The 24,924-nt window shown below is 72.4% G+C and carries 21 protein-coding genes and 1 tRNA gene; 10 read left to right on the top strand and 12 right to left on the bottom strand.

Annotated features, from left to right (window positions below):
* Positions 1–37: 37 nt before the first annotated feature.
* Positions 38–2,428 (top strand): M28 family peptidase, encoded by a 2,391-nt coding sequence (locus tag EV385_RS18225; protein WP_130510552.1) that lies wholly within the window; start codon positions 38–40, stop codon positions 2,426–2,428.
* A 4-nt stretch (positions 2,429–2,432) separates the two neighbouring features.
* On the opposite strand, the gene EV385_RS18220 is transcribed toward EV385_RS18225, so the two are convergent.
* Both EV385_RS18220 and EV385_RS18215 read right to left on the bottom strand, forming a co-directional pair.
* Positions 2,433–2,717, bottom strand: a complete 285-nt coding sequence (locus tag EV385_RS18220) for a Smr/MutS family protein (protein WP_130510551.1) — start codon at positions 2,715–2,717, stop codon at positions 2,433–2,435.
* A 40-nt stretch (positions 2,718–2,757) separates the two neighbouring features.
* The gene (locus tag EV385_RS18215; protein WP_130510550.1) at positions 2,758–3,144 is read right to left on the bottom strand and encodes a tetratricopeptide repeat protein; all 387 of its coding nucleotides are present in this window, start codon (positions 3,142–3,144) and stop codon (positions 2,758–2,760) included.
* 161 nt (positions 3,145–3,305) lie between these two features.
* Between EV385_RS18215 and EV385_RS18210 the strand changes: the two genes are divergently transcribed.
* From EV385_RS18210 to EV385_RS18185, 5 genes are all read left to right on the top strand, one after another.
* Positions 3,306–4,037: a response regulator transcription factor gene (locus EV385_RS18210; RefSeq protein WP_130510549.1), complete on the top strand. Its 732-nt coding sequence runs from the start codon at positions 3,306–3,308 to the stop codon at positions 4,035–4,037.
* On the top strand, positions 4,015–5,589 hold the full coding sequence (locus tag EV385_RS18205) for a sensor histidine kinase (RefSeq protein ID WP_130510548.1): 1,575 nt from the start codon (positions 4,015–4,017) through the stop codon (positions 5,587–5,589). The genes EV385_RS18210 and EV385_RS18205 overlap by 23 nt, the downstream gene beginning before the upstream one ends.
* 237 nt (positions 5,590–5,826) lie before the next feature.
* The gene (locus tag EV385_RS18200) at positions 5,827–6,891 is read left to right on the top strand and encodes a 3-deoxy-7-phosphoheptulonate synthase (protein ID WP_130510547.1); all 1,065 of its coding nucleotides are present in this window, start codon (positions 5,827–5,829) and stop codon (positions 6,889–6,891) included.
* A gap of 784 nt (positions 6,892–7,675) precedes the next feature.
* A complete protein-coding gene (locus EV385_RS18190; RefSeq protein WP_130510546.1) occupies positions 7,676–10,051 on the top strand; it encodes an ArnT family glycosyltransferase in 2,376 nt (791 codons plus the stop codon).
* Between the two features lie 197 nt (positions 10,052–10,248).
* Entirely contained in the window at positions 10,249–11,469 is a 1,221-nt protein-coding gene (locus EV385_RS18185) for a bifunctional glycosyltransferase family 2/GtrA family protein (RefSeq protein WP_130510545.1), read from the top strand.
* A gap of 66 nt (positions 11,470–11,535) precedes the next feature.
* Here the strand turns inward: EV385_RS18185 and EV385_RS18180 are convergent, their stop codons facing one another.
* The 6 genes from EV385_RS18180 to EV385_RS18155 form a co-directional block, all read right to left on the bottom strand.
* Positions 11,536–12,627 (bottom strand): DNA glycosylase AlkZ-like family protein, encoded by a 1,092-nt coding sequence (locus EV385_RS18180; RefSeq protein WP_130510544.1) that lies wholly within the window; start codon positions 12,625–12,627, stop codon positions 11,536–11,538.
* 61 nt (positions 12,628–12,688) lie between these two features.
* Positions 12,689–13,300: a GNAT family N-acetyltransferase gene (locus tag EV385_RS18175; protein ID WP_130510543.1), complete on the bottom strand. Its 612-nt coding sequence runs from the start codon at positions 13,298–13,300 to the stop codon at positions 12,689–12,691.
* 110 nt (positions 13,301–13,410) lie between these two features.
* On the bottom strand, positions 13,411–14,853 hold the full coding sequence (locus EV385_RS18170) for a glycosyltransferase family 2 protein (protein ID WP_242624946.1): 1,443 nt from the start codon (positions 14,851–14,853) through the stop codon (positions 13,411–13,413).
* A 13-nt stretch (positions 14,854–14,866) separates the two neighbouring features.
* On the bottom strand, positions 14,867–16,150 hold the full coding sequence (locus EV385_RS18165; RefSeq protein WP_130510542.1) for a HEAT repeat domain-containing protein: 1,284 nt from the start codon (positions 16,148–16,150) through the stop codon (positions 14,867–14,869).
* Between the two features lie 27 nt (positions 16,151–16,177).
* Positions 16,178–18,211 (bottom strand): ATP-binding protein, encoded by a 2,034-nt coding sequence (locus tag EV385_RS18160; RefSeq protein ID WP_130510541.1) that lies wholly within the window; start codon positions 18,209–18,211, stop codon positions 16,178–16,180.
* Entirely contained in the window at positions 18,208–18,582 is a 375-nt protein-coding gene (locus EV385_RS18155) for a response regulator transcription factor (protein WP_130513397.1), read from the bottom strand. The genes EV385_RS18160 and EV385_RS18155 overlap by 4 nt, the downstream gene beginning before the upstream one ends.
* Positions 18,583–19,218: 636 nt before the next feature.
* Here EV385_RS18155 and EV385_RS18145 point away from each other — a divergent pair.
* Together EV385_RS18145 and EV385_RS18140 are read left to right on the top strand one after the other, a co-directional pair.
* Positions 19,219–20,004 carry a helix-turn-helix domain-containing protein gene (locus EV385_RS18145; RefSeq protein WP_130510539.1) on the top strand — a complete coding sequence of 262 codons (786 nt, stop codon included), beginning with the start codon at positions 19,219–19,221 and terminating at the stop codon, positions 20,002–20,004.
* The gene (locus EV385_RS18140; protein WP_130510538.1) at positions 20,001–20,468 is read left to right on the top strand and encodes an NUDIX domain-containing protein; all 468 of its coding nucleotides are present in this window, start codon (positions 20,001–20,003) and stop codon (positions 20,466–20,468) included. The genes EV385_RS18145 and EV385_RS18140 overlap by 4 nt, the downstream gene beginning before the upstream one ends.
* On the opposite strand, the gene EV385_RS18135 is transcribed toward EV385_RS18140, so the two are convergent.
* A complete protein-coding gene (locus EV385_RS18135; RefSeq protein WP_207229865.1) occupies positions 20,469–21,050 on the bottom strand; it encodes an HD domain-containing protein in 582 nt (193 codons plus the stop codon). It lies immediately after the preceding gene.
* Between the two features lie 82 nt (positions 21,051–21,132).
* Here EV385_RS18135 and cutA point away from each other — a divergent pair, with 82 nt between their 5' ends.
* Positions 21,133–21,447: a divalent-cation tolerance protein CutA gene (gene cutA / locus EV385_RS18130; protein WP_242624945.1), complete on the top strand. Its 315-nt coding sequence runs from the start codon at positions 21,133–21,135 to the stop codon at positions 21,445–21,447.
* A 75-nt stretch (positions 21,448–21,522) separates the two neighbouring features.
* Here cutA and EV385_RS18125 read toward each other — a convergent pair.
* Positions 21,523–21,598 (bottom strand) — tRNA-Arg (locus EV385_RS18125).
* Positions 21,599–21,765: 167 nt separating this feature from the next.
* On the opposite strand from EV385_RS18125, the gene EV385_RS18120 reads away from it, so the two are divergent.
* Complete coding sequence (locus EV385_RS18120; RefSeq protein ID WP_130510536.1) at positions 21,766–23,379, top strand: glycoside hydrolase domain-containing protein; 1,614 nt, start codon at positions 21,766–21,768, stop codon at positions 23,377–23,379.
* A gap of 54 nt (positions 23,380–23,433) precedes the next feature.
* Here EV385_RS18120 and EV385_RS18115 read toward each other — a convergent pair whose 3' ends face one another.
* Positions 23,434–24,264, bottom strand: a complete 831-nt coding sequence (locus tag EV385_RS18115) for a hypothetical protein (RefSeq protein ID WP_130510535.1) — start codon at positions 24,262–24,264, stop codon at positions 23,434–23,436.
* 12 nt (positions 24,265–24,276) lie between these two features.
* Entirely contained in the window at positions 24,277–24,888 is a 612-nt protein-coding gene (locus tag EV385_RS18110; RefSeq protein ID WP_165449524.1) for a TetR/AcrR family transcriptional regulator, read from the bottom strand.
* Positions 24,889–24,924 lie beyond the last annotated feature (36 nt).

Below are 24,924 nucleotides of genomic sequence, written 5' to 3'. Positions count from 1 at the left end.
GTACCCGTCGCCACTCATGTTCGATTAGATGGTTGTCATGCGACTGCCTCCCGAACGCTCGCTGGTACACCCAGGTCACCGGGTACTGGCCGGGTTCGCGGCGGCGGCCGCGCTGGTCGCGGTCGGCGCGGCCGTGGTCCTGGGGCTGCGCCCGCCCGGCCCACGCCCGGCGGACGCCGACCCCGGGGCGTTCAGCGCGGGGCGCGCGTCCGGCCTCGTCCGGGCGATCGCGGTCGAGCCGCACGTGGCCGGCAGCGCCGCGAACGACCGCGTCCTTACCCGATTGGTGGACACGCTGCGCGGGCTCGGCCTCGCCCCGCAGGTGCAGGACGCGGTGAGCGTGCAGGGTGGTGAGCCGGAGGCCGACGCGGGCGGCGTGGGGGTGGCCCGGGTCCGCAACGTGGTGACGCTGCTGCCCGGCACCGCGCCGACCGGCCGGATCTACCTGGTCGCGCACTACGACTCCATCCAGACCGGGCCGGGCGGCAACGACGACGCCGCCGGGGTGGCCACCGTGCTGGAGACCGCCCGGGCGCTGCTCGCGGGTCCCCGCCCGCGCAACGACGTGGTGCTGGTACTGACGGACGCCGAGGAGGCGTGCCTGTGCGGCGCGCGGGCGTTCGTCGACCAGCATCCGCTGGCCCGTGGCGGCGGAGTGGCGCTGAACCTGGAGGCGCGGGGCAGCACCGGTCCGGTGATCATGTTCGAGACCTCGGCGGACAACGCCCGCCTGGTCGCCGCGTACGCGCGGGCCCCGCACCCGGTCGGTACGTCGTTCGCGGTGGAGATCTACCGGCTGCTGCCCAACGACACCGACTTCACGGCATTCCGGGAGGCGGGCTTCGCCGGGCTGAACAGCGCGTACATCGACGGTGCGGCGGTCTATCACGCGCCGACGGACGTCCCGGCGACGGTGGACACCGCGAGCCTGCAACAGCACGGCGACAACGCGCTCGCCCTGGCCCGCGACCTGGGTGACCGGGACCTCGGCGGGCTGCGCGCGGGCGGGGACGCCACGTACTTTCCCGCGTTCGGCGCCCTGGTCACCTATCCCGGCTGGCTGACCAGGCCGCTGGCGGTGCTGGCTGCGCTGGCCCCCGGGGCCCTCGGGTGGCTGGTCGGCCGTCGCGGCCTCGCCTCGGGCCGCGCCCTGGCGGCCGGTGCCGCCCTCGCGCCGCTGCCGCTGCTGCTCGCCCCGGTGCTGGCCCAGCTGTTCTGGTCGGCCCTGACCCTGATCCGCCCCGGGTACGCCGCGCTGCCCATCGACCCGTACCGGCCACTGTGGTTTCGCCTGGCGGTGCTCGCGCTGACCGCCACCGTCACCCTCGCCTGGTACGCGTCCCTGCGCCGCCGGGTCGGCCCGGCCGCCCTGGCCGTGGGCGGTTTCGGCTGGCTGGCGGCGCTGGGACTGGTGCTGGCCGCGGTGGCGCCGGGCGGGGCGTACCTGACCGCGCTGCCCGCCCTGGCCGGTGCCGTCGCCGGGCTCGCCGCGATCCTGCTGCGGCCCGCCTGGGCCGCGGTGGCGGCGCTGGTCGCGGGTGCCGCCGTCGCCGTGGTGGTGCTGCTGCCGGCGGTGATATTGCTGTTCCCCGCGCTGGGCCTGGTCACCTCGGGGGTGGCGGCGTTCATGGCGGCACTGCTCGGCCTCGCCCTCCTGCCCATCCTCGACCTGCTGCACCCACCCGTCCCGCCCCCGGCCGAGGCGACCCCACGCGGCACAGCCCGGGAGCGGGTCGCCGGTATCTTCCGGCGCCGTGCCGCGCTGCCCGCGCTGGTGGCGGCCGTCGCCACCCTGGCGTGTGCGGCGGCCGGGCTGGCGGTCGACCGGTTCGACGCCGCGCACCCGGCACCGACCCACCTCATGTACGCGCTGGACGCCGACACCGGCCAGGCCCGCTGGCTCAGCCGAGAGTCCGCCCCGCGCGGCTGGACGGGGCGGCACGTCTCCGGTGACCCGGCGACCGTGGCCGACAACCTGCCCGGCCTCGGCTCGGTGCGGCTGCTCAGCGGCCCCGCGCCCGCCGCGGACCTGCCCGCCCCCCGGCTGACCGTGATGTCCGACACCCGGGCGGGTGACACCCGTACCTTGCGGGTGCGTCTCGTGCCGCAGCGCCCGGTCCGGCTGGTCACCCTGCACGTGGGCTCCGCGACGGAGGTCACCGCCGCCACCATCGCCGGCCGGGCCCTGCCGGTGGATCATCCCGCCGAGGGCCGGTGGGGATTCGGGCTGGTCTTCCATGCGCCCCCGCGCACGGGCATCGAGGCCACCCTGACCGTACGGGCGACCGGCCCGGTGACGCTGCGGGTGATGGACGGCTCGGACGGGCTGACCGGCCTGCCGGGGTTCCACCCCCGCCCCGGCGACGTGGGTGTCGTCGGCTCACACACCTCGGAGCTGGTGGCGGTGGCCCGTACGGTGACGGTGTGACGGGTCAGCGGCCGCGGCGGCCGCGCCCGCCCGGGGAGTCGAAGCGGAAGTGCACGAACAGGCGGCCCCAGTTGTCGCCGTCCTTCTCGACCCGGTGGTAGAGCTGCTTGATCTCCTTCTGGTCGAGGAACCGCAGCACCTTCTTCTTCAGCTGGCCGGACCCCTTACCGGGGATGATCTCGACCAGCGTCGCCTTCTTCTGGATGGCCTCGTCGATGATGCCGCGCAGGGCGCGGTCGATCTCGGTCCCCTTGTTGAAGATGTCGTGCAGGTCCAGCTTCAGCTTCACGTTCCGATCCTATGCGCACGTGCCTGCGTTGCCCGGCGGCCTACGCGGCACCAGCGGCGCGGCCGCCGTGCTTGCCCACCCACATCTGCACCCGGCGCAGCGCCTCGGCGTAGTCGTCGTGCTGCTTCATCGCGGCAGCCAGCCGCAGGTGCGGCAGCGCCTCGGAGAACCGGCCCGCCCGTTCCAGGGTGCGGCCGAGCACGTGGTGCGCGTAATGGTCGGACGGATCACGCTCGATCAGGACCCGTAACTGCGCCTCCGCCCCGGCCAGCTGCGCCGAGTTGAAGTACGCGCGGGCCAGCAGCTGGCGTACGGCCGCGTTGTGCGGCTCCGCCGCCAGGATCGGTTCGAGCAGGCGGGCGGCCCCGGCCGGGTCGCCGGACTCGAAGGCGAAGGTCGCTCTGCGGTACTCGTCGAGAAGGTCCACGCCGATGCTCCCCACGTTCGCGTCGCCGAAGTTTCAACGCTGGCACAACATCGGGCGTACGGCGAGTGTTCCGGCCCGTGCGGCGCCCGGGACCGGCAACCCACAGGTGCTACACAGGGACCCGAAAGACCGCGCACAGCGGCGCCGCCGACAGTGGGGGCATGACGATGGCGAACGCCGGAACCGAGCTGCGCCGCGCCGACGGTGGCCCGGTCCGGGTCATGGTGGTCGACGACGAGCCCACGCTGGCCGAGTTGCTCTCGATGGCCCTGCGCTATGAGGGCTGGGAGGTGCGCAGCGCGGGGGACGGCACGACCGCGGTGCGCACCGCGCGCGACTTCCGCCCGGATGCCGTCGTCCTGGACATCATGCTCCCCGACATCGACGGCCTGGAGGTGCTGCGCCGGCTGCGCGGGGAGTCCCCCGACGTGCCGGTGCTGTTCCTGACCGCCAAGGACGCCGTCGAGGACCGGATCACCGGGCTCACCGCGGGCGGCGACGACTACGTCACCAAGCCGTTCAGCCTGGAGGAGGTCGTGGCGCGGCTGCGCGCGCTGATGCGGCGCAGCGGCCGCGCCGCACTGCGCGCCGACTCGCAGCTGGTCGTCGGCGACCTCACCCTGGACGAGGACAGCCACGAGGTACGCCGCGGCGGCGACCTGGTCAACCTCACGGCCACGGAGTTCGAGCTGCTCCGCTACCTGATGCGCAACCCGCGCCGGGTGCTCAGCAAGAGCCAGATCCTGGACCGGGTCTGGAACTACGACTTCGGGGGCCAGGCCAACGTCGTCGAGCTGTACATCTCCTACCTGCGCAAGAAGATCGACGCGGGCCGCGACCCGATGATCCACACCATGCGTGGAGCGGGCTATGTCCTCAAGCCCGCCGCCTGAGGTGACGGCGGCGCGCTGGCGCTACCCGCCCGGCTGGTCCCTGCGGGCCCGGCTGGTCGCCGTCATGATCGGCCTGCTGACGGTGCTCGGCCTCGTGGTCGGCGCCACCGCGCAGGTCTTCCTGCACAAGATCCTGTACGACCAGGTCGACGCCCAGCTCCACGAGGCGGCGCAACGCGCGCTCGGCGGGCCGCCCGTCCGCGACGGCGCCGTGGACCCCGTCGAGCGCTGGTCCACTCTGCCGCCTCCGGGCGCGCCACCCGGCTCGATCGTCCTCGTGCTCGCCGCCCCCGCCCCGGGCCCCACGCCCGGGTCCGGCGGCTACACGGTCGCCGGGGGCGGCCGCGTGGAGTACCCGCCGTTCAGCACCGGCGTCAGCGGGTCCCCGCTGTTCGGCGAGTACGCGCCACTGCCGTCGCCGGCGCAGGCCGCCCTCGCCCAGGTCCCCGCGGACGCGACCCCGACCTCGGTCCACCTGGACGGCCTCGGCGCGTACCGGGTCGTGTCCGTGCCGACCCCGGGCGGGGCGATCGTCACCGGGCTGCCCCTGGCCGACACCCAGGAGACGCTGCTCACGGTCGCCGCCGTCACGGCCGTGGCGGTGCTCGCGGCGCTGCTGGCCGCCGGGTGGGCCGGCGCCATCATCGTGCGGCGCAACCTGCGCCCGCTGGAGCGGATGGCGGCCACCGCCACCCGGGTCTCCGAGCAGCGGCTGGACCGGGGCGAGGTGGAACTGGCCCAGCGCGTTCCCGAGGGCGACACCGACCCGCGTACCGAGGTGGGCCGGGTCGGCGCCGCACTGAACCGGATGCTGGATCACGTCGGCAACGCCCTGGCGGCCCGGCACGCCAGCGAGATGCAGGTACGCCAGTTCGTCGCGGACGCCAGCCACGAGCTGCGCACCCCCCTGGCCGCGATCCGGGGGTACGCGGAGCTGAGCCGCCGCAGCGGGGAACCCGTACCGGAGGAGGTGGGTCACGTCCTGCGCCGGGTCGAATCCGAGGCGCAGCGGATGACCACGCTGGTCGAGGATCTGCTGCTGCTGGCCCGCCTCGACGCGGGCCGTCCCCTGGCCCACGACCCGGTGGACGTCACCGCCCTGGTGGTGGACGCGGTCAGCGACGCCCACGCCGCCGGGCCCCGCCACGACTGGCGGCTGGAGGTGCCCGACGAACCGGTCACGGTGCTCGGCGACTCCGCCCGGCTACACCAGGTGCTGGCCAATCTGCTGGCCAACGCCCGTACGCACACCCCCGAGGGCACCACCGTGACCGTCGCGGTGAGCGCGACCCCCGACGCGGCCGTGCTGCGGGTGACCGACAGCGGCCCGGGCATCCCGGCCGAGCTGCAGCCGCACATCTTCGAGCGCTTCGCCCGGGGGGACAGCTCCCGTTCGCGGGCGGCGGGCAGCACCGGCCTGGGCCTGTCGATCGTGTACGCGGTGGTGACCGCGCACGGCGGCACGGTGTCGGTGCGCAGCGAGCCCGGCCGCACCGAGTTCACGGTCCGGCTGCCCACCACCGGCGCGGCGGACTGCCCGGACCCCACGTGACCGGCCACACCCCCCGGTGACGGCGGGCAGCGGCTATGCTGTGCGACGTGTCGCGTTGGTATTCGTGGTTTACGAGGCCGGCTCCCGCCGGTGCCTCGGCCATGACCCCATGACCTGAGACACCCGCCAGAGCCGGCCGAGGCAGCGACCACGTCGCTGCCTTTTCGTTTGTGACGAGCATGCCGGCTCGCGCTCGGGGCGCCGGCCCCACGAGCGCCCGGCGGAAGGAAGACTGTCGTGACCATCCCCGAGGTGCAGCGGGTCCGGGACCAGCGCATCGAGAAGGTCGTGCCGCTGATGAGCCCGGCGCTGCTGCACCACGAGCTGCCGTTGGTCGCCGAGCTGCACGACACCGTGCTGGACAGCCGCCGCCAGGTCGAGGCGATCGTCGAGGGCCGGGACCAGCGCCTGCTGGTCGTGGTCGGCCCCTGCTCGGTGCACGACCCGAACGCCGCCCGCGAGTACGCGGACCGCCTGCGCGAGCAGGCCACCCGCCTCGCCGACGACCTGCTGATCGTCATGCGGGTGTACTTCGAGAAGCCCCGCTCCACGGTCGGCTGGAAGGGCCTGATCAACGACCCGGCGCTGGACGGCACCGGCGACGTCGGCACCGGCCTGCGGGTCGCCCGGTCACTGCTGCTGGAGGTGGTCCGGCACGGGCTGCCCGTGGCGGTGGAGTTCCTCGACCCGATCACCCCGCAGTACATCGCGGACACGGTGGCCTGGGGCGCGATCGGCGCCCGTACGGTGGAGTCGCAGGTGCACCGGCAGCTCGCCTCGGGCCTGTCCATGCCGATCGGCATGAAGAACCGCCCCGACGGCAGCATCTCCACCGCCATCGACGCGATCAACGCGGCGGCCGTGTCGCACGTCTTCCCCGGCATCGACTACTCGGGCACCCCGGCGATCCTGCACACCCGGGGCAACCCGGACTGCCACCTGGTGTTGCGCGGTGGCGGCGGCAAGCCCAACTACGGCGCCGCCGACGTGGCCGCCGCGTTGAAGTTGCTGGCCAAGGCCGGGCTGCCGGAGCGGCTGGTCATCGACTGCTCGCACGGCAACAGCAGCAAGGACCACCTGCGCCAGCCACTGGTCGCCGACGACGTGGCCGCCCAGATGGAGGCGGGGCAGCACGGCATCGCCGGGGTGATGCTGGAGAGCTTCCTCGTCCCCGGCCGTCAGGACCTGGGCGGCGACCTGACGTACGGCCAATCGGTCACGGACGCCTGCATGGGCTGGGACCCCACCGTCGCCGTCCTGGAGCGCCTCGCCCAGGCCGCCGCCAAGCGCCGCACGGTCTGACCTGCCTCCCCCGCCACGGTGATCATGGGTCGCTGCCGCAGCCACCGGCGCGGAACGGCACCCCATGATCGCCACGGCGGGCGGCTCCTGATCAGCCGGGCGTCGATGCCGACTGCTCGATCCGTTCGAAGATGTCGGCGTCGGTCTCCTGCTGCCACGGAGGCAGCTCGCTCCAGTCCGCCACGTAAGCCGGCTTGGGGTCAGGGAAGTGCTTGTATATCTGCGCGATCCAACAAATGGCCACGAAACGGCCTCGCTGTTCCCTGCTCAGTCTGCGGGTGTTCCCGGCACTGGCCAGCGCTTGCAGCCGCCGTCCAACGACGCCCGATCCGGTCCGTCGGGCGATCTCGAGCGCCTCCTACGCGAATCCAACAGCATCGAGGAGTATGGCGGCCGAGGACGCTCCGGGAGGGACTCACGGTGTGAGCCTCACAGATCTTGAGGAGTTCGGGTCAGGTGCTGACCCGAACTCTTCAACATCCGATGATGACCTCGGCCGGCTGGCCGAGCTGGGGCTCCTGCACGCACAGGGTGAGACCCGGGGCCGGTACTACACGGCCGGGGAGCCGCTGCGTGACCTGCGCGCGGAGTGCCGCCGGCGGCGGCGGCCCGTCACCGATCCCTACCCGTGGATGCGGTCGCGGCTCGCCGAGGCCCGGGGGCCGCGCCCGACAAGCGGGCCGGCAGGACTCACAGCGGGCGCATAGAGAGGCCACAAGGGCGGGACAGGGCACGGCCCGAGAGTCATCGGGTACGCATCCGACACCGTCCCGAAGGATTCCCGATGACCTCGACGTTGCCCGTACCGCCGATGGCGGCGCCGGTGGAGTCCGCGCCGCCGCCCCCGACGGACCGTCACCGCTCCCGGTGGTCGGCGTTCCTGCGCGGCCCCGCCACCGACCCGGCCTGGGCCCGGCCCGCCCTGCTCGCCCTGCTCGCCGTCACCGCGGTGCTCTACCTGTGGGGACTTGGCGCGTCGGGCTGGGCGAACGCGTTCTACTCCGCCGCCGTCCAGGCGGGCTCGGTCAGCTGGAAGGCGTTCTTCTACGGCTCGTCCGACGCGGCGAACTCGATCACGGTCGACAAGACGCCCGCGTCGCTCTGGGTGATGGCGCTGTCGGTGCGCCTGTTCGGCCTGAACGCGTGGAGCCTGCTCGTCCCGCAGGCGCTGATGGGTGTCGCCACGGTGGGCCTGCTGTTCGCCACCGTGCGGCGCTGGTTCGGCGCGGCGGCGGGCCTGATCGCCGGGGCGGTGGCCGCGCTGACACCGGTGGCCGTGCTGATGTTCCGGTTCAACAATCCCGACGCGCTGCTCGTGCTGCTGATGGTGGCCGGGGCGTACGCGACCGTGCGGGCGATCGAGCGGGGCGCGACCCGGTGGCTGGTGCTGGCGGGCGTCCTGGTCGGCTTCGGCTTCCTCACCAAGATGCTGCAGGCCCTGCTGGTGGTTCCCGCGTACGCGCTGGCGTATCTGATCGCCGGGCCGCCGAAGCTGGGCAAGCGGATCTGGCAGCTGCTGCTGGCCGGGCTCGCCGTGGTCGTGTCGGCGGGCTGGTACATCGCCATCGTGGAGCTGGTGCCCGCCTCGATGCGTCCCTACATCGGCGGGTCGCAGAACAACAGCCTGCTCGAACTGACCCTGGGCTACAACGGGTTGGGCCGGTTGAGCGGCAACGAGACCGGCAGTGTCGGCGGTGGCGGCCGGCCGGGCGGCGGTGGCTGGGGGCAGACCGGGCTGCTGCGCATGTTCGACGCCGAGCAGGGCGGGCAGATCTCCTGGCTGCTGCCGGCGGCGCTGATCGTGCTCGTCGCCGGGCTGGTGCTGACGGCCCGCGCGGGCCGTACGGACCGGCGCCGCGCCGGGCTGATCCTGTGGGGTGGCTGGCTGCTCGGCACGGGCCTGGTTTTCAGCCTCATGCAGGGCATCTTCCACGCGTACTACACGGTCGCGCTGGCTCCGGCCGTCGGTGCGGTCGTGGGCATGGGTTCGGTGCTGCTGTGGCGGGTCCGGCGGCACTGGCTGGCCGCGTTGACACTGTCGGCGGCGATCGCGGTGACCACCTGGTGGTCGTACGTGCTGCTGGGTCGCAGCGCGGACTTCCTGCCCTGGTTGCGTCCCGTGGTGCTGGTCGGCGGCCTGGCGGCGGCGGTCCTGGTCCTTGGCGCTTCGCTGCGCCTGGGTCCGCGGGCGGCGGCACTCAGCGCGGGATTGGCGCTGGCCGCGGTCCTGGCCGGGCCCGCTGCGTACGCAGTGCAGACCGCCGGGCAGGCGCACACCGGGTCGATCCCGTCGGCCGGACCGGCGGTAGCCGGTGGCGGCTTCGGTGGACCGGGGGGCGACGGGCGCCGGGCTGGCCGGACCTTCCCCGGCGGCACCGCACCAGGCGGCACCGCACCCGGCGGCACCGCACCCGGCAGCACCGCACCCGGCAGCACCGCACCCGGCAGCACCGCACCCGGCAGCACCGCACCAGGTGGGAACGCTTCCGGCGCGACCGGTGGGTTCCCGGGCTTCCCCGGTGGGCCGGGTGGATTCCCCGGTGGGCCGGGTGGGTTCCCGGGCGGAATGCCCAACGGAACAGGGTCCACGCCTGGCGCGACGGGCCAGCAGGGCGGAAACACCGGCGGGTTCCCCGGTGGCGGGATGCGCGGTGGCGGCCTCCTCGACGCGGCGACCGTCAGTGCCGAGATGAAGGCGCTACTGGAAGCCGACGCGGACTCCTACACCTGGGTGGCCGCGGCCGTCGGCTCGCAGAGCGCCTCGGGCTACCAGCTCGCGACCGGAAAGCCGGTCATGCCGGTCGGCGGCTTCAACGGCAGCGACCCCTCACCCACCCTGGCCCAGTTCCAGCAGTACGTCCGCGAGGGAAAGATCCACTACTTCATCGGTGGCGGCGGCTTCGGCGGCCTCGGCTTCGCCGCACCCCCCGGCACCGCACCCCCCGGCACCACAACCGGCGGCACCACGACCGGCAGCACCACGACCGGCAGCCAGGGTGGCGCCCCGGCCGGGATGCCGGGCGCTGGGCCCGGCGGCGGGCAGAACGGCGGCAGCCGCGCAAGCTTCCAGATCGCCGAGTGGGTGGCCGCCAACTTCACCGCCCGAACCGTGGGCAACACCACCGTGTACGACCTCACCGCGCCCACCACGACGCGGTGACCGAACACCACACCCGCCCGCAGGCGGCTCCCCTCGCCGGGAGCCGCCTGCGCGGCGTGTCCACGACCGATGTGGACGGTGCGCAGGCGGTAACCGACCAGCACAACCAAAACACCGACCGGCGGGTGCGAGGCACTCACAGGGCGGGCACAGCATCGGCACACTCGGGGCAAAGCACCGGGGTCGACCGTTCAGGCATGAGCCTTTCGACGCTTCCCTCCGCCGCGGCCACCTCCACGCCGCTGACCACACCCGTACTCGACGTGGTCGTCCCCGTCTACAACGAGGAGATCGACCTGGAGCCGTGCGTACGCCGCCTGCACGCGCACCTCGCCGACCAGTTCCCGTACCGGTTCCGGATCACGATCGCGGACAACGCCAGCACCGACACCACCGCGGAGGTGGCCGCCCGCCTGGCCGCCGAGTTGCCGGACATCGTCGCCGTACGGCTGGCCGAGAAGGGCCGCGGGCGGGCGTTGAAGCACGTGTGGACCCGGTCGGACGCCGCGGTGCTGGCGTACATGGACGTGGACCTGTCCACCGACCTGGCCGCGCTGCTGCCGCTGGTCGCGCCGCTGATCTCGGGCCACTCGGACCTGGCCATCGGCTCCCGGCTGTCCCGGGGTTCCCGCGTGGTGCGCGGCGCCAAGCGCGAGTTCATCTCCCGCGGCTACAACCTGTTGCTGCGCGGCACCCTGGCGGCCCGGTTCTCCGACGCCCAGTGCGGTTTCAAGGCTATCCGCGCGGACGTCGCCGAGCGGCTGCTGCCGCTGGTCGAGGACACCGGCTGGTTCTTCGACACGGAGATGCTGGTGCTGGCCGAGCGTTCGGGGCTGCGCATCCATGAGGTGCCGGTGGACTGGGTGGACGATCCGGACAGCCGGGTGGACATCGTGGCCACCGCGATCGCCGACCTCACGGGCATCGTCCGGCTGGGTCGCGGGCTGGCGTCGGGGCGGCTGCCGGTGGCCACACTGCGCGAACAGCTGGGCCGCAATCCGCTGCCGGTCGCGGGTGTCCCGGCGGGACTGGCGGGCCAACTGCTGCGCTTCGCCGCGGTCGGCGTCGCCAGTACGTGCGCGTACCTGGTGCTGTACGCGCTGCTGCGGGTGGGGGTCGGGCCGCAGGCCGCGAACCTCGTCGCGCTGCTGGTGACGGCGGTGGCCAACACGGCGGCGAACCGGCGGCTGACGTTCGGGGTGCGCGGCACCCGGCGGGCGTGGCGGCACCAGGCGCAGGGGCTGCTGGTCTTCGCGGTTGGGCTGGGGCTGACCAGCGGCGCCCTGGCGGTGCTGGACTCGGTGACCGGCGGGGCGTCGCGGGCGGTCGAGGTGGCCGTCCTCGTGGTGGCCAACCTGGTGGCCACGGCCGTGCGGTTCCTACTGATGCGCAGCTGGGTCTTCCGTGCGCGCGGCTAGCGCTGGGCGGGTGGTTCAGCGGGGCGCGTGGTTCAGCGGGGCGCGTGGTTCAGCGGGGCCGGCGGTTCACGTGTACCGCACGCTCGCGTCTGGCACGCCGCGCGCCCGGGCCACGGCGGCCGCCTCGCCCTCGACCTGCTTGCGCGCCGCCGCGCTGAGCCCACCGAACGGGGTGACCGTCAGCTCCACCCGCTTGGCTCCCAGCTTGGCCCGCCACACCCCGGCGATCTCCCCGTCCAGCAGCAGGGCACCCGGGTTGCCGAGCACCCGCCACACCTCCCGCTGCTGCTTGCGGTCGGGCACGAGCACGTCGCGGTCGCGCGCCTGCAGCAGGGCGTCCATCGGGGGCAGCAGCCGCACCCCGGGCACGGGGGCGGCCTTGCGCAGGGCGGCCACCCGATCCTCCGGCAACCACACGGTACGGCCGTCCACCCGGACCTGGGCCAGCCCGTCGGGCCACACCGTACGGATCTCGGTGGTGGCACTGCCCAGGTATTTCGCCACCGCGGCGGGCGCGGCCGGCCCGAGCATCCGCAGGTACGTGGTGATGAGCTCGCCGATGCCCTGGTTCTGCTCGGGGCGCCCGGGCCAGTCCGCGATCGGCCCGAGCATGGCGTCGCGCCCCCGGGATTCGACCCGCACCCCGCCCGCGAGCCCGGCGTGCTGGAAGACCGTCCCGGCGATGTGCCGGGCGCCGCAGCCCCGGCAGTCGTAGGTGAGCGAGCGCGGCACCCGCGCGCTGACCTGGGTGCTCACCTCGCCACGCGGCATCGTCGCGGTGACCACCTCGCGGAACGCGTCGGCGGTGGCGACGAACGCGGCCAGGCCCAGTTTCATGCCGTCGGGGATCTGGCCGCTGGTGATCCGGGCGGTGGCGTCCGCGTCGCTGACCGGCCACAGCTGGGCGGCGAGGGTACGCAGGTCGGCGCGCCGGTGCAGGTGCGGAGCGCCGCGCGCGGCCCACACCATGAACAGCCGGTCGTCGTCCAGGGCGGCGGTGGTGCGGGCGGCCAGCGCCACCCGCGCGGAGTCCGGCGTGTACTCCTGCACCCCGAGGTCGAGCACGGGCAGGTCGGCGGGGCGCTTGCGGCCCCGCGTGGCCAGCCCGAGGGCGGCGACCCGGTACGCCATCGCCTGACCGCGGTCGACGTCGAGCATGGCGGCCTCCAGCGCTGGTGCCGGTCGCGCCGGGCCCACGGCGGGCGACGGTCGCGGAGGGTCAGGTGCGCCGACCGTAGCGCCGGGCGGCGACGTTGCGCAGCCGTTCCAGCCGACCGGGGCCGCGCGCCACGACAAGTTCCCAGGTGTCGAGGCTGCTCGGACCGTACGGGCCCTCCTGCAGGATCGGGGCCTCGCCGGTGAGCTGGTACCCGCACCGGCGGGCCACGGCGGTGCTGGCGGTGTTGCCGGGGTCGATGCGCAGCAGCAGGCGTCGCAGGTGCAGCGTGTCGTGCGCGTACCCGGACAGCAGTGACAGTGCCCGCGACGCAAGCCCGTGCCCGCGGTGCTCGGCACCCACGAGGTAGCCGAGTTCAGCCTCGCGCAGCCCGGCGTCCACGCCGAAGAGCAGCACCTCGCCCAGCGGGCGGCCACCGTCCACGGTGATCGCCAGCTGGATCCGCTGGCCGTTGATCCGGCCCTGGTGGGCCCGCTTGAGGTAGGCCACGCCCGCCTCGATGTCGAACGGCGACGGCATCGGCGTCCACCGGGCGACGTCCGCCTCGTCGAGCATCGTGACCAGTTCGTCCAGGTCCTCGTTCCGCCACTCGCGCAGTGTGACCCCGTCACCGGTCAGGGCGATCGGATAGGGCAGGCGGCCGAGCGTGGTCATGGCCCGATCCTGCCCGTAAAGAGCCGGTTCCGGCCAGTAGCGACGGCCAGGATCAGCATGAATGAGCGCTCACGTTCATCACCTGACCGGGGTGATCCACCCGGCCGGGGTCAAGGGGTGGGTGTGTCGAACCCGGAGCGGGTCATCCGGCCCCAGCTCGCCTCCTTGCCGCGCCACGCCTGCCAGGCGCCGCGGATCTGGAAGAAGGCCATGGCCTGGCGGTACCCCAGGCTCTCCAGGAACGCGGCGGCCAGGCCGCGGGTGATGTCCGCCCAGCGGGGGTACCGGTGGAACGACACCTCCTCCAGCAGCAGCGCCGCCATGCTGACCAGGATGCCGTAGCCGTACGCGGCCAGCGCGAAGCGCCACGCGAAGTCGAGGTCCACCGCGCCCAGCAGCAGGCCGAGCGGCACCAGCACCAGGGCCAGCGCCTCGACGAACGGGGCGAGCAGCTCGAAGAACACGTAGTACGGCAGGGCGACGAGACCGACCCGCCCGTACCGGGGGTTGCCGATCATGGCGCGGTGGTCCCGGAGGACCTCGGCGAGGCCGCGATGCCAGCGGCGCCGTTGCCGCCCGAGGACACGCAACGTGGAGGGTGCCTCGCTCCAGCAGACCGGTTCGGGCACGAACACCAGCCGGTAGTCCGCCCCGGCGGTGCGCTGCATCCGGTGCATCCGCACCACCACCTCGGCGTCCTCACCGACCGTGTCCAGCGACATCCCGCCTGCCCGGACCACCAGGTCGCGCCGGAACACGCCGAACGCACCGGAGATCACCACCAGGCCGCCGATGCGGGACCAGCCGGTCCGGCCGGTCAGGAACGCGCGCAGGTACTCGACGACCTGGATGCGGACCAGCCAGCGGCGCGGCATCCGTACCTCGACGACGCGGCCGCCGACCACCTTGCAGTCGTTGGCGATGCGTACGACGCCGCCGGCGCCCGCGACCCGCAGCGGGTCGTCGGCGAACGGCTTGACCGCCGCGAGCAACGCGTCGTGGTCGAGCACCGAGTCAGCGTCGACCATGCACACGAGGTCGTTGCGGGCGAGATTGATGCCGACGTTGAGGGAGTCGGCCTTGCCGCCGTTGTCCTTGCGCGCCACCACGAGGGTGTCCGGTTCGGTGCGGGAGACGTACACGGAACGCACGGCGCCCCGGTGCGGCACGTCCCCGGCCACCACGTACGGCAGTTCGACGAGGTCGAACTGTTCCCGCAGCCGTTCGAAGGTGTCGTCGGTCGACCCGTCGTCGATGACGACCACCTCGAACCTCGGGTAGCGCAGCGCCAGCAGGGCCTGGATCGCGGGGACGATCACCGGGCCCTCGTTGTGCGCGGGCACGAGCAGCGACACCGAGGGCGACAGCGGGTTGCGGAACAGGTCGTCCGTGCCGGCGACGGGGGCCCGGCGCAGTGACTTCCCGAAGTCCAGCGCGGCGAGCGCGATCAGGGCCAGGTAACTGCTGTTGATCAGGACGAAGTAGGTGAAGATCAGATGGTCGAAGACGGCGACGACGGACCGCAGCCACTCGCTGTCCACACCGGCCCACACGCGAGTCCGCCGTTCACCGGCGGGTGGTGCCGGTCCGGGCCGGCCCGGTGGGTGGCGCGGGCGCCGACCGGCCGGCCGGGGCGGTCAGCGCGGCCAGCGCCAGCGCCTGGCGGGCGTGCGCGACGGGCACCGGGGGCGGCGCGTCCCCGAGCCCGACGATGGATTCGGCCGTGCGCCCGGCGGCGCCTACCTCCCGCCCGGTCGCGGCGGCGCGGACGTCGTGCCCGGTCGCGTCGGCGGCGGCGGCCCGTTCGGTCGGGAAGACGTCGGCGACTCGTTCGGTCGGGGAGACGTCGGCGTCCCGCTCGGCCGGGGAGGCGTCGGCGATCGCCGTGAGATGGGCGAGGCCGGCGGGGCCGATCCGGCGCAGCGCCTGCGCGGCCTCGTGGGCGACCGGGTACGCCGGGTCCGCCATGAGCCGCGCCAGGTCTTTCCCGGCGGAGGCGGCGCCGATGTCGCCGAGCGCCCGGGCGGCCGCGGCGCGCAGGGTGTCGGAGTTTCCGGGTTCGGTGGCGGCCAGCAGCGGCGCCACCGCGGACCGGCCGCCCAACCGGCCGAGCGCGCGGACCGCGGCCAGCCGCACGTCCTCGTCCGCCTCGCCGTGCAGGAGGTCGTTGATCACCGGGACGGAGCCGGTGGCCCCGATCAGGCCCAGCGCGTCCAGCGCGGTCGCGCGGACCAGCGGCTCCGGCTGGCTCAGCGCGGCCTCCAGCGCGGGCACCGCGCCCGCGCCGATCCGGGCGAGCGCGTGCGCGACGAGGTGGGCGGGTACCGGCCGGGTGAGGGCGGCCAGCAACGGTACGGCCGCCGCGGGTTCGCCGATGGTGCCGAGCGCGCGGGCGGCCACGACCCGTACGTCGGGTTGCCGGTCGTCGAGCAGCGCGCAGATCTGCGGTACGGCGTGCAGGCGGCGCAGGTGGCCCAGGGTTTCGGCGGCGCGGGCGCGGCGTACCGGGTCCGCGCTCGTGAGCTGCGCCAGCGCGCGGTCGCCGACGCCGCGTCGTTGGAAGACCTCGGTGAGGGCCAGGTGCGCGTCGCCGCGTACCTTGCCGAGCAGTTCCACGGCGACCGGTTCGACGGCCTGCCAGGCGCGCGGCGGGATCGCCAGCAGCTCGTCGGCACCGCTCTCCCCGCTGTCGGCGACGAACGCGAGCAGGGCCCTGCGCGGGCCCGCGGCCAGTCGGTCCTGGCGGCGTTGCCGCACCGTACGGATGACCCGGATCAACGCGGCGGCTCCACCGAGAATGACGATGGCACCGGCCAGCACGATGATGGCGACGGTCACGACGGTCTGCATTATCGGCGATGATATCCAGCTTTAGCGTTATTCATCCGACGTTTGGGATTCCTCCGGCTCAGCCGTCTCGCGGGGCAGCCGTACGGTGATCGTGGTTCCCTCCCCCTCCTGGGTGGCCACCGTGATCGTGCCGCCGTGCCGGTCGACGATGGCGGCGACGATCGGGAGCCCGAGGCCGGTTCCGGCGATCTCGCGCCGGGTGGCGTTGCTGGCCCGAAAGAAGCGGGTGAACAGGTGGGGCACCTCCTCGGCGGGGATGCCGATGCCGGTGTCGCGCACGGTGATCAGGATGTCGTCGCCCTCGGCGCGGGCGGCGACCGTGACCGTGCCACCGTCGGGGCTGAACTTCACCGCGTTGGACAGCAGGTTCATCAGGACCCGGTCCAACTGCTCCGGGTCGCCGCGCACCGGCAGCGGACCCTCGGCCACGCACACCAGGGTCACGCCCGCCTTCACGGCCGCCGGTTCAAACGCCAGGCAGGCGGTGGCCACCAGGGCGCTGGAGTCGACGGACACGGTGTGCAGTGCGAAGGAACCCGATTCGATCCGGGACACGATGAGCAGGTCCTCGATCAGCGACCGGAGCCGCTCGGCGTTGCGCTCGATCACCCGCAGCATCCGCTCCTGTCCCGAGGTGAGCGGACCGGCGTCCTGGTCGAGCAGCACCTCCAGGTAGCCGGTGACGCTGGTCAGTGGGGTGCGCAGCTCATGCGAGACAGTGGACAGGAACTCCGTCTTCGCGGCGTCCACCTCCTGCAGCCGGTCGACCAGGCGATGTTCGCGTTCGAACAGTCGCGCCTGGGTCAGTGCCCGGGACAGCGCACCCGCCACCATCGTCACGAACTGCACATCGAACGGCGTGAACGCGGGGCCGCCCGCCCGCCGCACCACCGTCACATGCCCCGCGGAGTCGCCCTCCCCGAACGCGATGGTGATCACCGGTCCGGCACCGGCGGCGCGCAGCGCGGCCCGCTCCGCCTCCGGCGGCGTCTCACCGCCGTCCGGAACGGCGGCCGCGACGAACACGCCCGCGTCCGGCAGCGTCCAGTTCACCGGCGTACGGGCGAGGGTCGTCGGGTCCCCCACGGCGTCCGGCGCGCTCCAGACCTCGGCGACGGCGTCCTCCTCGCCACCGGGCGCCCCCATGATCACCACGTGGTCGGCGCCCAGCAGCTCGCCCATCCCTCGGGCGGCGGTGCTCAGCGCCCCCGCCCGGGACATGTGCCGGCGGATCGCCACCGCCAGCCGCTGGGACTCCGCCAACATCCGGCGTTCCTCGAACTCCTGGCCCGCCGCCTTGTTGACCGCCGCCGCGACGGCCATGATCTCCACCGGTGCGCCCGTGATGGTGACCCGCGCATCGCCGTGCCCGCGGCTCAGTTCCTCCACAGCCGCCGCGACGTGCCTGAGCGGGCTGGTGATCCGGCGGGTCACCAGGGACCCGACCAGGGCGACCACCGCCATGCCCAGCAGCGTCAGGCCGGTCAGCCCGACCAGCCCGATCGCGTTGAGCCGGTGAATCGTCTTGAACGCCCGCGCATTCCTGGCCGACAGGCGACGGTCGATCTCCTGGCTGGCCGCCACCGTCCGCGCGTACCGGACCTGGGTCGCGGCGACCGCACCGCCCGTCGGGCGCGCGCCGGACGGCGCGGCGACCTGGGGGTCCGCGAGGTCCCACCAGTTCTGACCGTTCTGGCGCAGATCTTCGACGTACGCCGCGTCCTCCGGGCTGGCGACCTGGCCCAGCCGCTCCAGCGCACCGTCGTACGCGCTCCGCGCGCTCTGGTACTCGAACCGGTACGGCACCTCGCCGGTGAGCTGGTACCCGTAGAGGGCCAGCGCGGCCCGCGCGAGCGCCGCGCGCACGTCCTGGTTGGCCGTACGTGTCCGCGCTGTCTCCGCGAGCTCTCGGTTCGCCGAGCGGTACGCCGGCCCGGCCGCGATCACTCCGACCGTCCCGCCGATCACGATCACCACGACCAGGGCGGCGAAAGCCCTCTTCAGCAGGCCGGCCACCGTGACCGGACGCCGCTGGCGCCGGCGCAGCGCCGGCACCCTCACGTCTGTGCCCTGCTCAACATCGTCTGGACGCGGGACACCAGCTCGCGGGGGCTGAACGGTTTCGTGACATAGTCGTCGGCGCCGGCCGCGAAGCCGTGCTCGACGTCCTGCTCCTGCGCCCGCGCGGTGAGCATCAGCACCATCGTGTCGGCGATCTCCGGATCGGCCCGGATCATGCGGCACACGTCGATGCCCGACAGCCCCGGCATGGAGATGTCGAGGATCGCCAGCGTGGGATGTCGCTCGCGGACCGCCGCCAGGGCCTGCGAACCGTCCTCGGCGGTGATCGCCTCCACGCCGAGCTGCTCCAGCTTGAAGATGACGAGATCGCGAATGTCAGCGTCGTCGTCGGCTACCAGCACCAGAGTCATCGCACTCACCGAACCTCGTCGCCTCGATGGACCCGGGGAGGGTCATGACCGTGGAGGTCGCAGGTCGGGCCACCCCGTGCACCCGGCCGTCCGAGGTTGGTCCGTATGGAGGTCGGGCCGGCGAGGCGGCGCCTTCGTCAGAATAAGGGCGGCATCACCAGGTTGCGGCGCTTTCGCCATGAGCGTGCCCGTATTGGGGAAAGCATCTTGGCCGGGCGTTCGAGCCGCCCGATGGCACTCTCTAGTCGAATCGCTCCGCGTGGATCCACCCGAGGATCCGGGAGTACAGATCCGGCACCGGGCCGGGCCTGCCGACAAAATCGTCGATCGCCTCCACCAGGACCGATCCGAGGTGGATTGCCAAGCTCAGCTTCGCCTGGGCGTACTGATCGATCAACTCGGCCCTGGCCGGGGCGCAGGGCCACGGCTCACCGCATGCCGCGCAATCCCAACTCGGCCGCGTGTAGCGGTGCGAACTACGAGCGGAGATGCTCGCCTCTGTCCTCGTCCTCACGGTCATGAGTCGAGGCTCAGCCCGGGCGAGTGACAGAGGTACGACGCATTGCGGACGCAGGGACAGTCTGGTGACGTTTGGCGATACCGTTGACGCCTGTTGAGACCCGGAGGATCAGCGCGATGGCCTCAAATGATCGACTCCGCTCGGCGTTACCGAGAGCAAAGAAGACAGTCCCTGACGTAGCACGGGCGGCCGGTGTCGACGAGAAGACGGTCTACCGCTGGCTGGCCAATGCCAACCGGGTCCCGCATCCCCGCACCCGGTACGTCGTGGCCAAGCTACTCGGTGAGGATGAGGAGTGGCTGTGGCCGTTCCGTTCGCAGGCCGGGCAGGAGGAAGCGGGCCACGTTGGGGAGGTGGTCGGCGCCTACGCCACTCGCTCAGATGTGCCCACAGCACTGTGGCGGGAACTGATAGGCCGCGCCGCCACACAGATCGATCTTCTCGGCTATACGCTGTATTTTCTCGCGCTGCAACACACGGACCTGATTCGCCTGCTCACGACGAAGTGCTCGGAGGGCTGCCGGGTCAGGGCGGTAGTCGGACACCCGGAATCACCGCACGTCGCTTATCGCGACCAGGAGGAAGCGACACCCCTCACGCTTCCGATCCGCATCACGACCACCTTGACGACCTGGGCCGAGATGTTTGCCTGCCAGAGCTTTGAACTCCGCTTTCAGGACGTCCCCCTCTATAATTCGATCTTCCGATTCGATGATTCGATGTTCGTGACGCCGCACCTCTACGCCACCGCCGGAAGCCAGGCCCCGCTGCTTCACCTGCGCCGCGGAACGACGGCCGGCCTGTTCGATCGGTTCGCATCACACTTCGAAGCCGTCTGGGCCGCGAGCATCGCCTCCCCGGACGGAACGGTCCCGGACCTCAACGGCAAGGACACCGGATGAGCCGCATCGACTACTACGACGACCCGGCGGCGCCAACGGCGAACTCACTCGTGCCGGCCGTTTCCGCAGTCGTGCGGGACGAACGTGGTCGCGTTCTTCTTCAGCGCCGCCGGGACAACGATCTTTGGGCGCTGCCCGGTGGCGCGATGGAGATCGGGGAGTCGGTTGGCCAGGCTGTCGCCAGAGAGGTCGAGGAAGAAGCCGGATATCTGGTCGAGCCGGTCTACGTGATCGGCGTCTACTCGGATCCCAGGCACGTGTTCGCCTACGACGACGGCGAGGTTCGGCAGGAGTTCAGCGTCTGCGTGGCCGCCGAGGTTCGGAGCGGACGGCTACGGGTCTCCGACGAATCGACCGAGGTCGGGTGGTTCACGCCGGACGAGGCAGCGGACCTTGAAATGCATCCGCGCATCCGGGTTCGCCTGACAGACGGACTCGCTGGCGTCAGGGCTGCCGTGGCGTGATCACCTCATGCCGAGGTCGGATCCCACATTCGAGGCCCTCGCACCGGTTGCCGCGATGGCCCGTCGAATGTCGGCACTCGCCGCCGAAATGGCCCTCGCCACCGAATGGTCCCGGCCATACCGGTTCTCGATCTCCGCCAGACGCGCACCGAACGTGACGGGTTGACCGGTGGGGCTCGTCGTCATGTCGCAGGCCCAGAGCGCATCGCGAACAGGACTCTGTTCATCGCGGAACTCGGCCATGTCGTCGCCCAGTCCACGAAGCCGCGCCTCAAGCCCGGCCCCGGAGTGATGAGCGACCAGTGCTGCGATCCGTCGCTGCCCGGCCCGGGCGATCAGTCGCGCGCCGTCGAGCGGATGGAAACCGGTCCGTGCCAGCTCCGGCGAGTATCCGATGTCATGCAGCCAGGCGGCAGCCACCAGGATGTCACCGTCAATCCCGAACGCCGGTGCGAGGGCTGCGGCCTTCGCGCCCACCGCCTGCACGTGGCGCCAGCGCGCATCCCGAAACTGCGGGACATCGAGGTAGCCGCGAGCGAGGTCGCGCGCCCACGCCACCAGATCCTCGGAAGGCGCGCCCATGAACCAGTACGTTACTGGGGCGCGCACGCAGGTGCCCGCCACACGGAGGCTAGACGTGATCGACTGTCAGTTCGCTCAGGCTGTGACGACCATCGACTCCCGGGCGGCGGCCGAGTCCCTGGCCCGCAGCGCAGTGGATGCCCGGCTGGCCGCTTGCGCGCAGGTTTCCGGGCCCATCTACAGCACGTACTGGTGGGAGGGCGCTGTGGAGAACGCCGAGGAATGGCGCGTGGACTTCAAGACCACGGCGGAGCGCTACCCGGCGCTGGAGCGGGACATTCGTGAGCACCACAGCTACGACGTGCCCGAGGTGGTGCTGCTTCCGATCCTCGCCGGGAACCCCGGCTACCTGTCCTGGATCAGCGAGGAGACCGTCCGCAAGGACTCCGCGACATAGGGGTCACGCGAGGGCGGCTTCCCATAGCGGCGGTGTGAGGTGGGAACCGCGGAACGCATTGCCGCTTCCCGGGATTGGTGGCCCAGGCGCGATTCGAACGCGCGACACCCGCTTTAGGAGAGCGGTGCTCTATCCCCTGAGCTACTGGGCCCTCGGGTGAGGGTACCAGCACACGATCGGGCGCCCGGCCGAGCACAGCCGCCGCCAACGCGAGCGGGATTCGTCCATTCACCCCATGGAGATCATCCGTTCGGCCCTCGACATCACGGTGATCTCTTGCTTGGCTCGGGGGTCCTGTCCGGCTCGAGAAGGGCTCACATGCGCATCCTGGCGCCGACTCGTCGCAAGCTGCTGGTCCGCGCGGTGTTCGGGGTGGCGGTGGTGCTGCTGTCGACCTTCCTCGTACGGGCCGACGCCGCGACCACGACGACGAGCTGGAGCACCGTTCAGCCGGGCACCTTCGCGGGGGAAGCCTTCGACGCGTGCACCGCGCCGTCGACCGCGGCGATGGCGAAGTGGCGGTCGGCGTCGCCGTACCGGGCGGTGGGGATCTACATCGGCGGGGTCAACCGGGGTTGCACCCAGGCGAATCTGACCGCCGGCTGGGTCAAGACCCAGGTCACGGCCGGGTGGCATCTGCTTCCGCTGTACGTCGGCCCGCAGGCGTCGTGCACCAAGGTGACGAGCAAGCGGAACCTGATCGACAACACGAAGGCCGCGGCGCAGGGCGCGGCGGCCGCGCGGGACGCCGTCGGGCAGGCCAGGGCGCTGGGCCTGGCGCCGCAGAGCGTGGTGATCTACGACATGGAGGCGTACGCGACCAACGACGCCGACTGCCGCCGCGGGGTCCTCGCGTTCATGAGTGCCTGGACCGCCACGCTGCACGACCTCGGCTACCTGTCCGGCTTCTACAGCAGCATGGGCTCGGGTGGCGCGGACCAGGTGGCCAACTACGCCGCCCCCGGCTACGTCCGCCCGGACTACCTCGACTTCGCCCGCTGGGACCAGATCTCGACGACCGACGACCCGGCGATCCCGGCGACGTACTGGGCCCCGCACCGGCGGATGAAGCAGTACCGCGGCGGGCACAAGGAGACCTGGGGCGGGGTCACGATCAACATCGACAACAACCTCGTCGACTTCGCGCCGCTGCCGTCCGCCAAGTTCGCGGACTTCAACCGCAACGGCTGGTCGGACGTGCTGGCGCGGACCACCAGCTCGGGCAACCTCTTCGCCTACCCCGGCAACGGCACGTACGTCGACGTCAACGCCCGCCGCAAGGTCAGCGGCGGGTGGGCGAAGTTCAACGCGATCGTGCGGGTCGGCGACCTCAACCGCGACGGTACCGAGGACCTGGTGGCCCGCAAGAGCTCCAACGGCTACCTGTACTTCTTCCCCATCACCAAGGCCGGCCGGCTGGGCAAGGCGAAGCTGCTCTCGAAGAGCTTCGCGAAGATGCGCGAGATCACCGCGATCGGTGACCTGAACCGGGACGGCTACCCCGACCTGGTCGCCGCGCAGACCAGCAACCACAAGCTGTACCTGTACCCCGGCAAGAAGGGCACGAAGTTCGGCACCCGCAAGGTCATCGGCGCGGGTGGCTGGCACACCATGTCGGAGTTGGCCGGGGTCGGCGACTTCAACCGGGACGGCTACCCCGACATGGTCACCAGGGTCATCTCGACCGGCGAGCTGTTCCTGTACCGGGGTGTCAAGGGTGGCGGGCTCGCCCGGCAGGCCAGTCTGGGCAAGGGTGTCCGGGCCTACCGGGACCTGGTCGGCGTGGGTGACTTCGACCGCGACGGGTTCACCGACCTGGCCGCGGTGCAGAAGTCCAACGGTGCCCTCGTCCTGTTCCGGGGCACCGGCAAGGGGCTGCGCCCGGCGATCCGCCTGGCGGGCGGCTTCCGGCACCGGTCGCCCGTACTCTGATCCGTCGTCACCGATCGGCAGCGCCTCCCCGCCGGGAGGCGCTGCCGATCGGCGTCACGCGTCGACGGTGAGGCCGTGCCGGGGCGCCGGAATCACGGCGGTGTCGGGTGCGGGCAGGAACGGACGCGCTAGCAGGCCGGCCACGCTCCGGGGATGCAGCACGGCCACCACGAGAACCGCCACCGCGATCAGGCCGACGATCGGGCCGAGCAGGGTGAGCAGTACGGCGGCGCCGATCGCGGTGCCCAGGCCCAGGCCGAAGACCGCCAGCAGCACGAGGCCGGTGAGCCGGATCCGGCCCGGCGCCGGGACCCCCTCGGTACGCAGGCCGCCGGCCCACCAGCTCGCCTGCATCCACAGCAGCAGGGGCACCAGCACCACGCCCATGGCGTACAGGGTCAGGGCCACGTCGCTGCCGAGGAACCCGATCGGGTCGAACTGGCCGGAGCGCCAGTCCTCCGTGGTGGCGGCGAAGAACCTGCGGTACCCGGTGCCGTCCCAGCCGTACGCGAGGATGAAGAACATCGCCAGATAGCCGAGCGGCATCTGCACCCAGGACAGGTAGTGGTGACCGCGCTGCCACAACGTCCGCGCGACGACGTAGCCGAGCACCCCCTGGGTGATGTTGGTGATCGCGAACACCGCGACCAGCCAGCCGGGCATGTCGGTGTGGGTGTCCGCCGCGTGCATCGTCTCCCAGCCGGGGAAGCTCCACAGCAGCCAGATCCCGCTGGGCGCGAACACGCAGCCGAGGAACAGCACGGTCGCCGTGAAGCGCCGGTCGGCCAGCAGTTCGCGGGCGGGTTCGCGCAGTGACTCGCGCGCGGCGGCGGCGCCGAGGCCGGCACCGATCGCATACGACCAGAAGACGTCGACCTGAACCATGGTGTGGTCCTTTCAGGGGGTGGGGGCGGCGAGGCCGTCGAACATCAGGGTCACGACGGCGCGGATCCAGGCGTCGCGCAACTCGAGCGCGGCGGGGTCGCGGGCCACCTGGGCGGCGCCCTCGAAGACCATGCCGTTGACCACGCGGGCGGTGACCTCGACGTCGAGGTCGGGGCGCAGGAAGCCGCGGTCGACCCCGTTTCTCAGGTACGCGGCGGTGAAGTCGGCGAACCGGTCGAGCGCCTCGCGGTGCCGCCCGCGCAGGTCGTCGTCGACCGTGGCGAGGTCGAAGAAGACCAGCCGGCCCAGGGCGGGGTCGGCGGCGAACAGCTCGTACAGGCGGTGGCCGATGCGCCACACCTGGGCGCGGTACTCCGCGAGGGTGCCGGTGGCGTCGGGCAGCTCGGCGGCGACCACCTCGGCGATGCGGGCCAGCGCCCGGTCGAGCACGGCCGAGGCGACGTCGCGCTTGTTGCCGAAGTAGCGGTACACCGTGCCGTGCCCGATGCCCAGCTCACCGGCGAGGTCGGCGATGCTCGCGGCGGTGTAGCCCTTGCGGGCGAAGACGGTGTGCGCGGCGTCGAGGATCGCGTCGCGGCGGCCGGGTTCAGCGGTGCGTGCCATTAATGAATGACACATCATTCCGGAATCGGCGTCAAT

The organism is Krasilnikovia cinnamomea (assembly GCF_004217545.1).
In the GTDB taxonomy this organism is placed as follows: Bacteria; Actinomycetota; Actinomycetes; order Mycobacteriales; family Micromonosporaceae; genus Actinoplanes; species Actinoplanes cinnamomeus.
The sequence above is the reverse complement of the archived record's forward strand: the minus strand, read 5'-3'. Positions and strand labels throughout refer to the sequence as shown.

Bases quoted from the DNA above. Each gene is read 5' to 3' on its own strand.
- EV385_RS18175 (WP_130510543.1), bottom strand. From the start codon at position 13,300: ATGACCACGCTCGGCCGCCTGCCCTATCCGATCGCCCTGACCGGTGAC.
- EV385_RS18190 (WP_130510546.1), top strand. From the start codon at position 7,676: ATGACCTCGACGTTGCCCGTACCGCCGATGGCGGCGCCGGTGGAGTCC.
- EV385_RS18205 (WP_130510548.1), top strand. From the start codon at position 4,015: ATGTCCTCAAGCCCGCCGCCTGAGGTGACGGCGGCGCGCTGGCGCTAC.
- EV385_RS18145 (WP_130510539.1), top strand. From the start codon at position 19,219: ATGGCCTCAAATGATCGACTCCGCTCGGCGTTACCGAGAGCAAAGAAG.
- EV385_RS18135 (WP_207229865.1), bottom strand. From the start codon at position 21,050: ATGGGCGCGCCTTCCGAGGATCTGGTGGCGTGGGCGCGCGACCTCGCT.
- EV385_RS18140 (WP_130510538.1), top strand. From the start codon at position 20,001: ATGAGCCGCATCGACTACTACGACGACCCGGCGGCGCCAACGGCGAAC.
- EV385_RS18180 (WP_130510544.1), bottom strand. From the start codon at position 12,627: ATGCTCGACGTCGACCGCGGTCAGGCGATGGCGTACCGGGTCGCCGCC.
- EV385_RS18165 (WP_130510542.1), bottom strand. From the start codon at position 16,150: ATGCAGACCGTCGTGACCGTCGCCATCATCGTGCTGGCCGGTGCCATC.
- EV385_RS18155 (WP_130513397.1), bottom strand. From the start codon at position 18,582: ATGACTCTGGTGCTGGTAGCCGACGACGACGCTGACATTCGCGATCTC.
- EV385_RS18210 (WP_130510549.1), top strand. From the start codon at position 3,306: ATGACGATGGCGAACGCCGGAACCGAGCTGCGCCGCGCCGACGGTGGC.
- EV385_RS18225 (WP_130510552.1), top strand. From the start codon at position 38: ATGCGACTGCCTCCCGAACGCTCGCTGGTACACCCAGGTCACCGGGTA.
- EV385_RS18115 (WP_130510535.1), bottom strand. From the start codon at position 24,264: ATGGTTCAGGTCGACGTCTTCTGGTCGTATGCGATCGGTGCCGGCCTC.
- EV385_RS18185 (WP_130510545.1), top strand. From the start codon at position 10,249: ATGAGCCTTTCGACGCTTCCCTCCGCCGCGGCCACCTCCACGCCGCTG.
- EV385_RS18110 (WP_165449524.1), bottom strand. From the start codon at position 24,888: ATGGCACGCACCGCTGAACCCGGCCGCCGCGACGCGATCCTCGACGCC.
- EV385_RS18120 (WP_130510536.1), top strand. From the start codon at position 21,766: ATGCGCATCCTGGCGCCGACTCGTCGCAAGCTGCTGGTCCGCGCGGTG.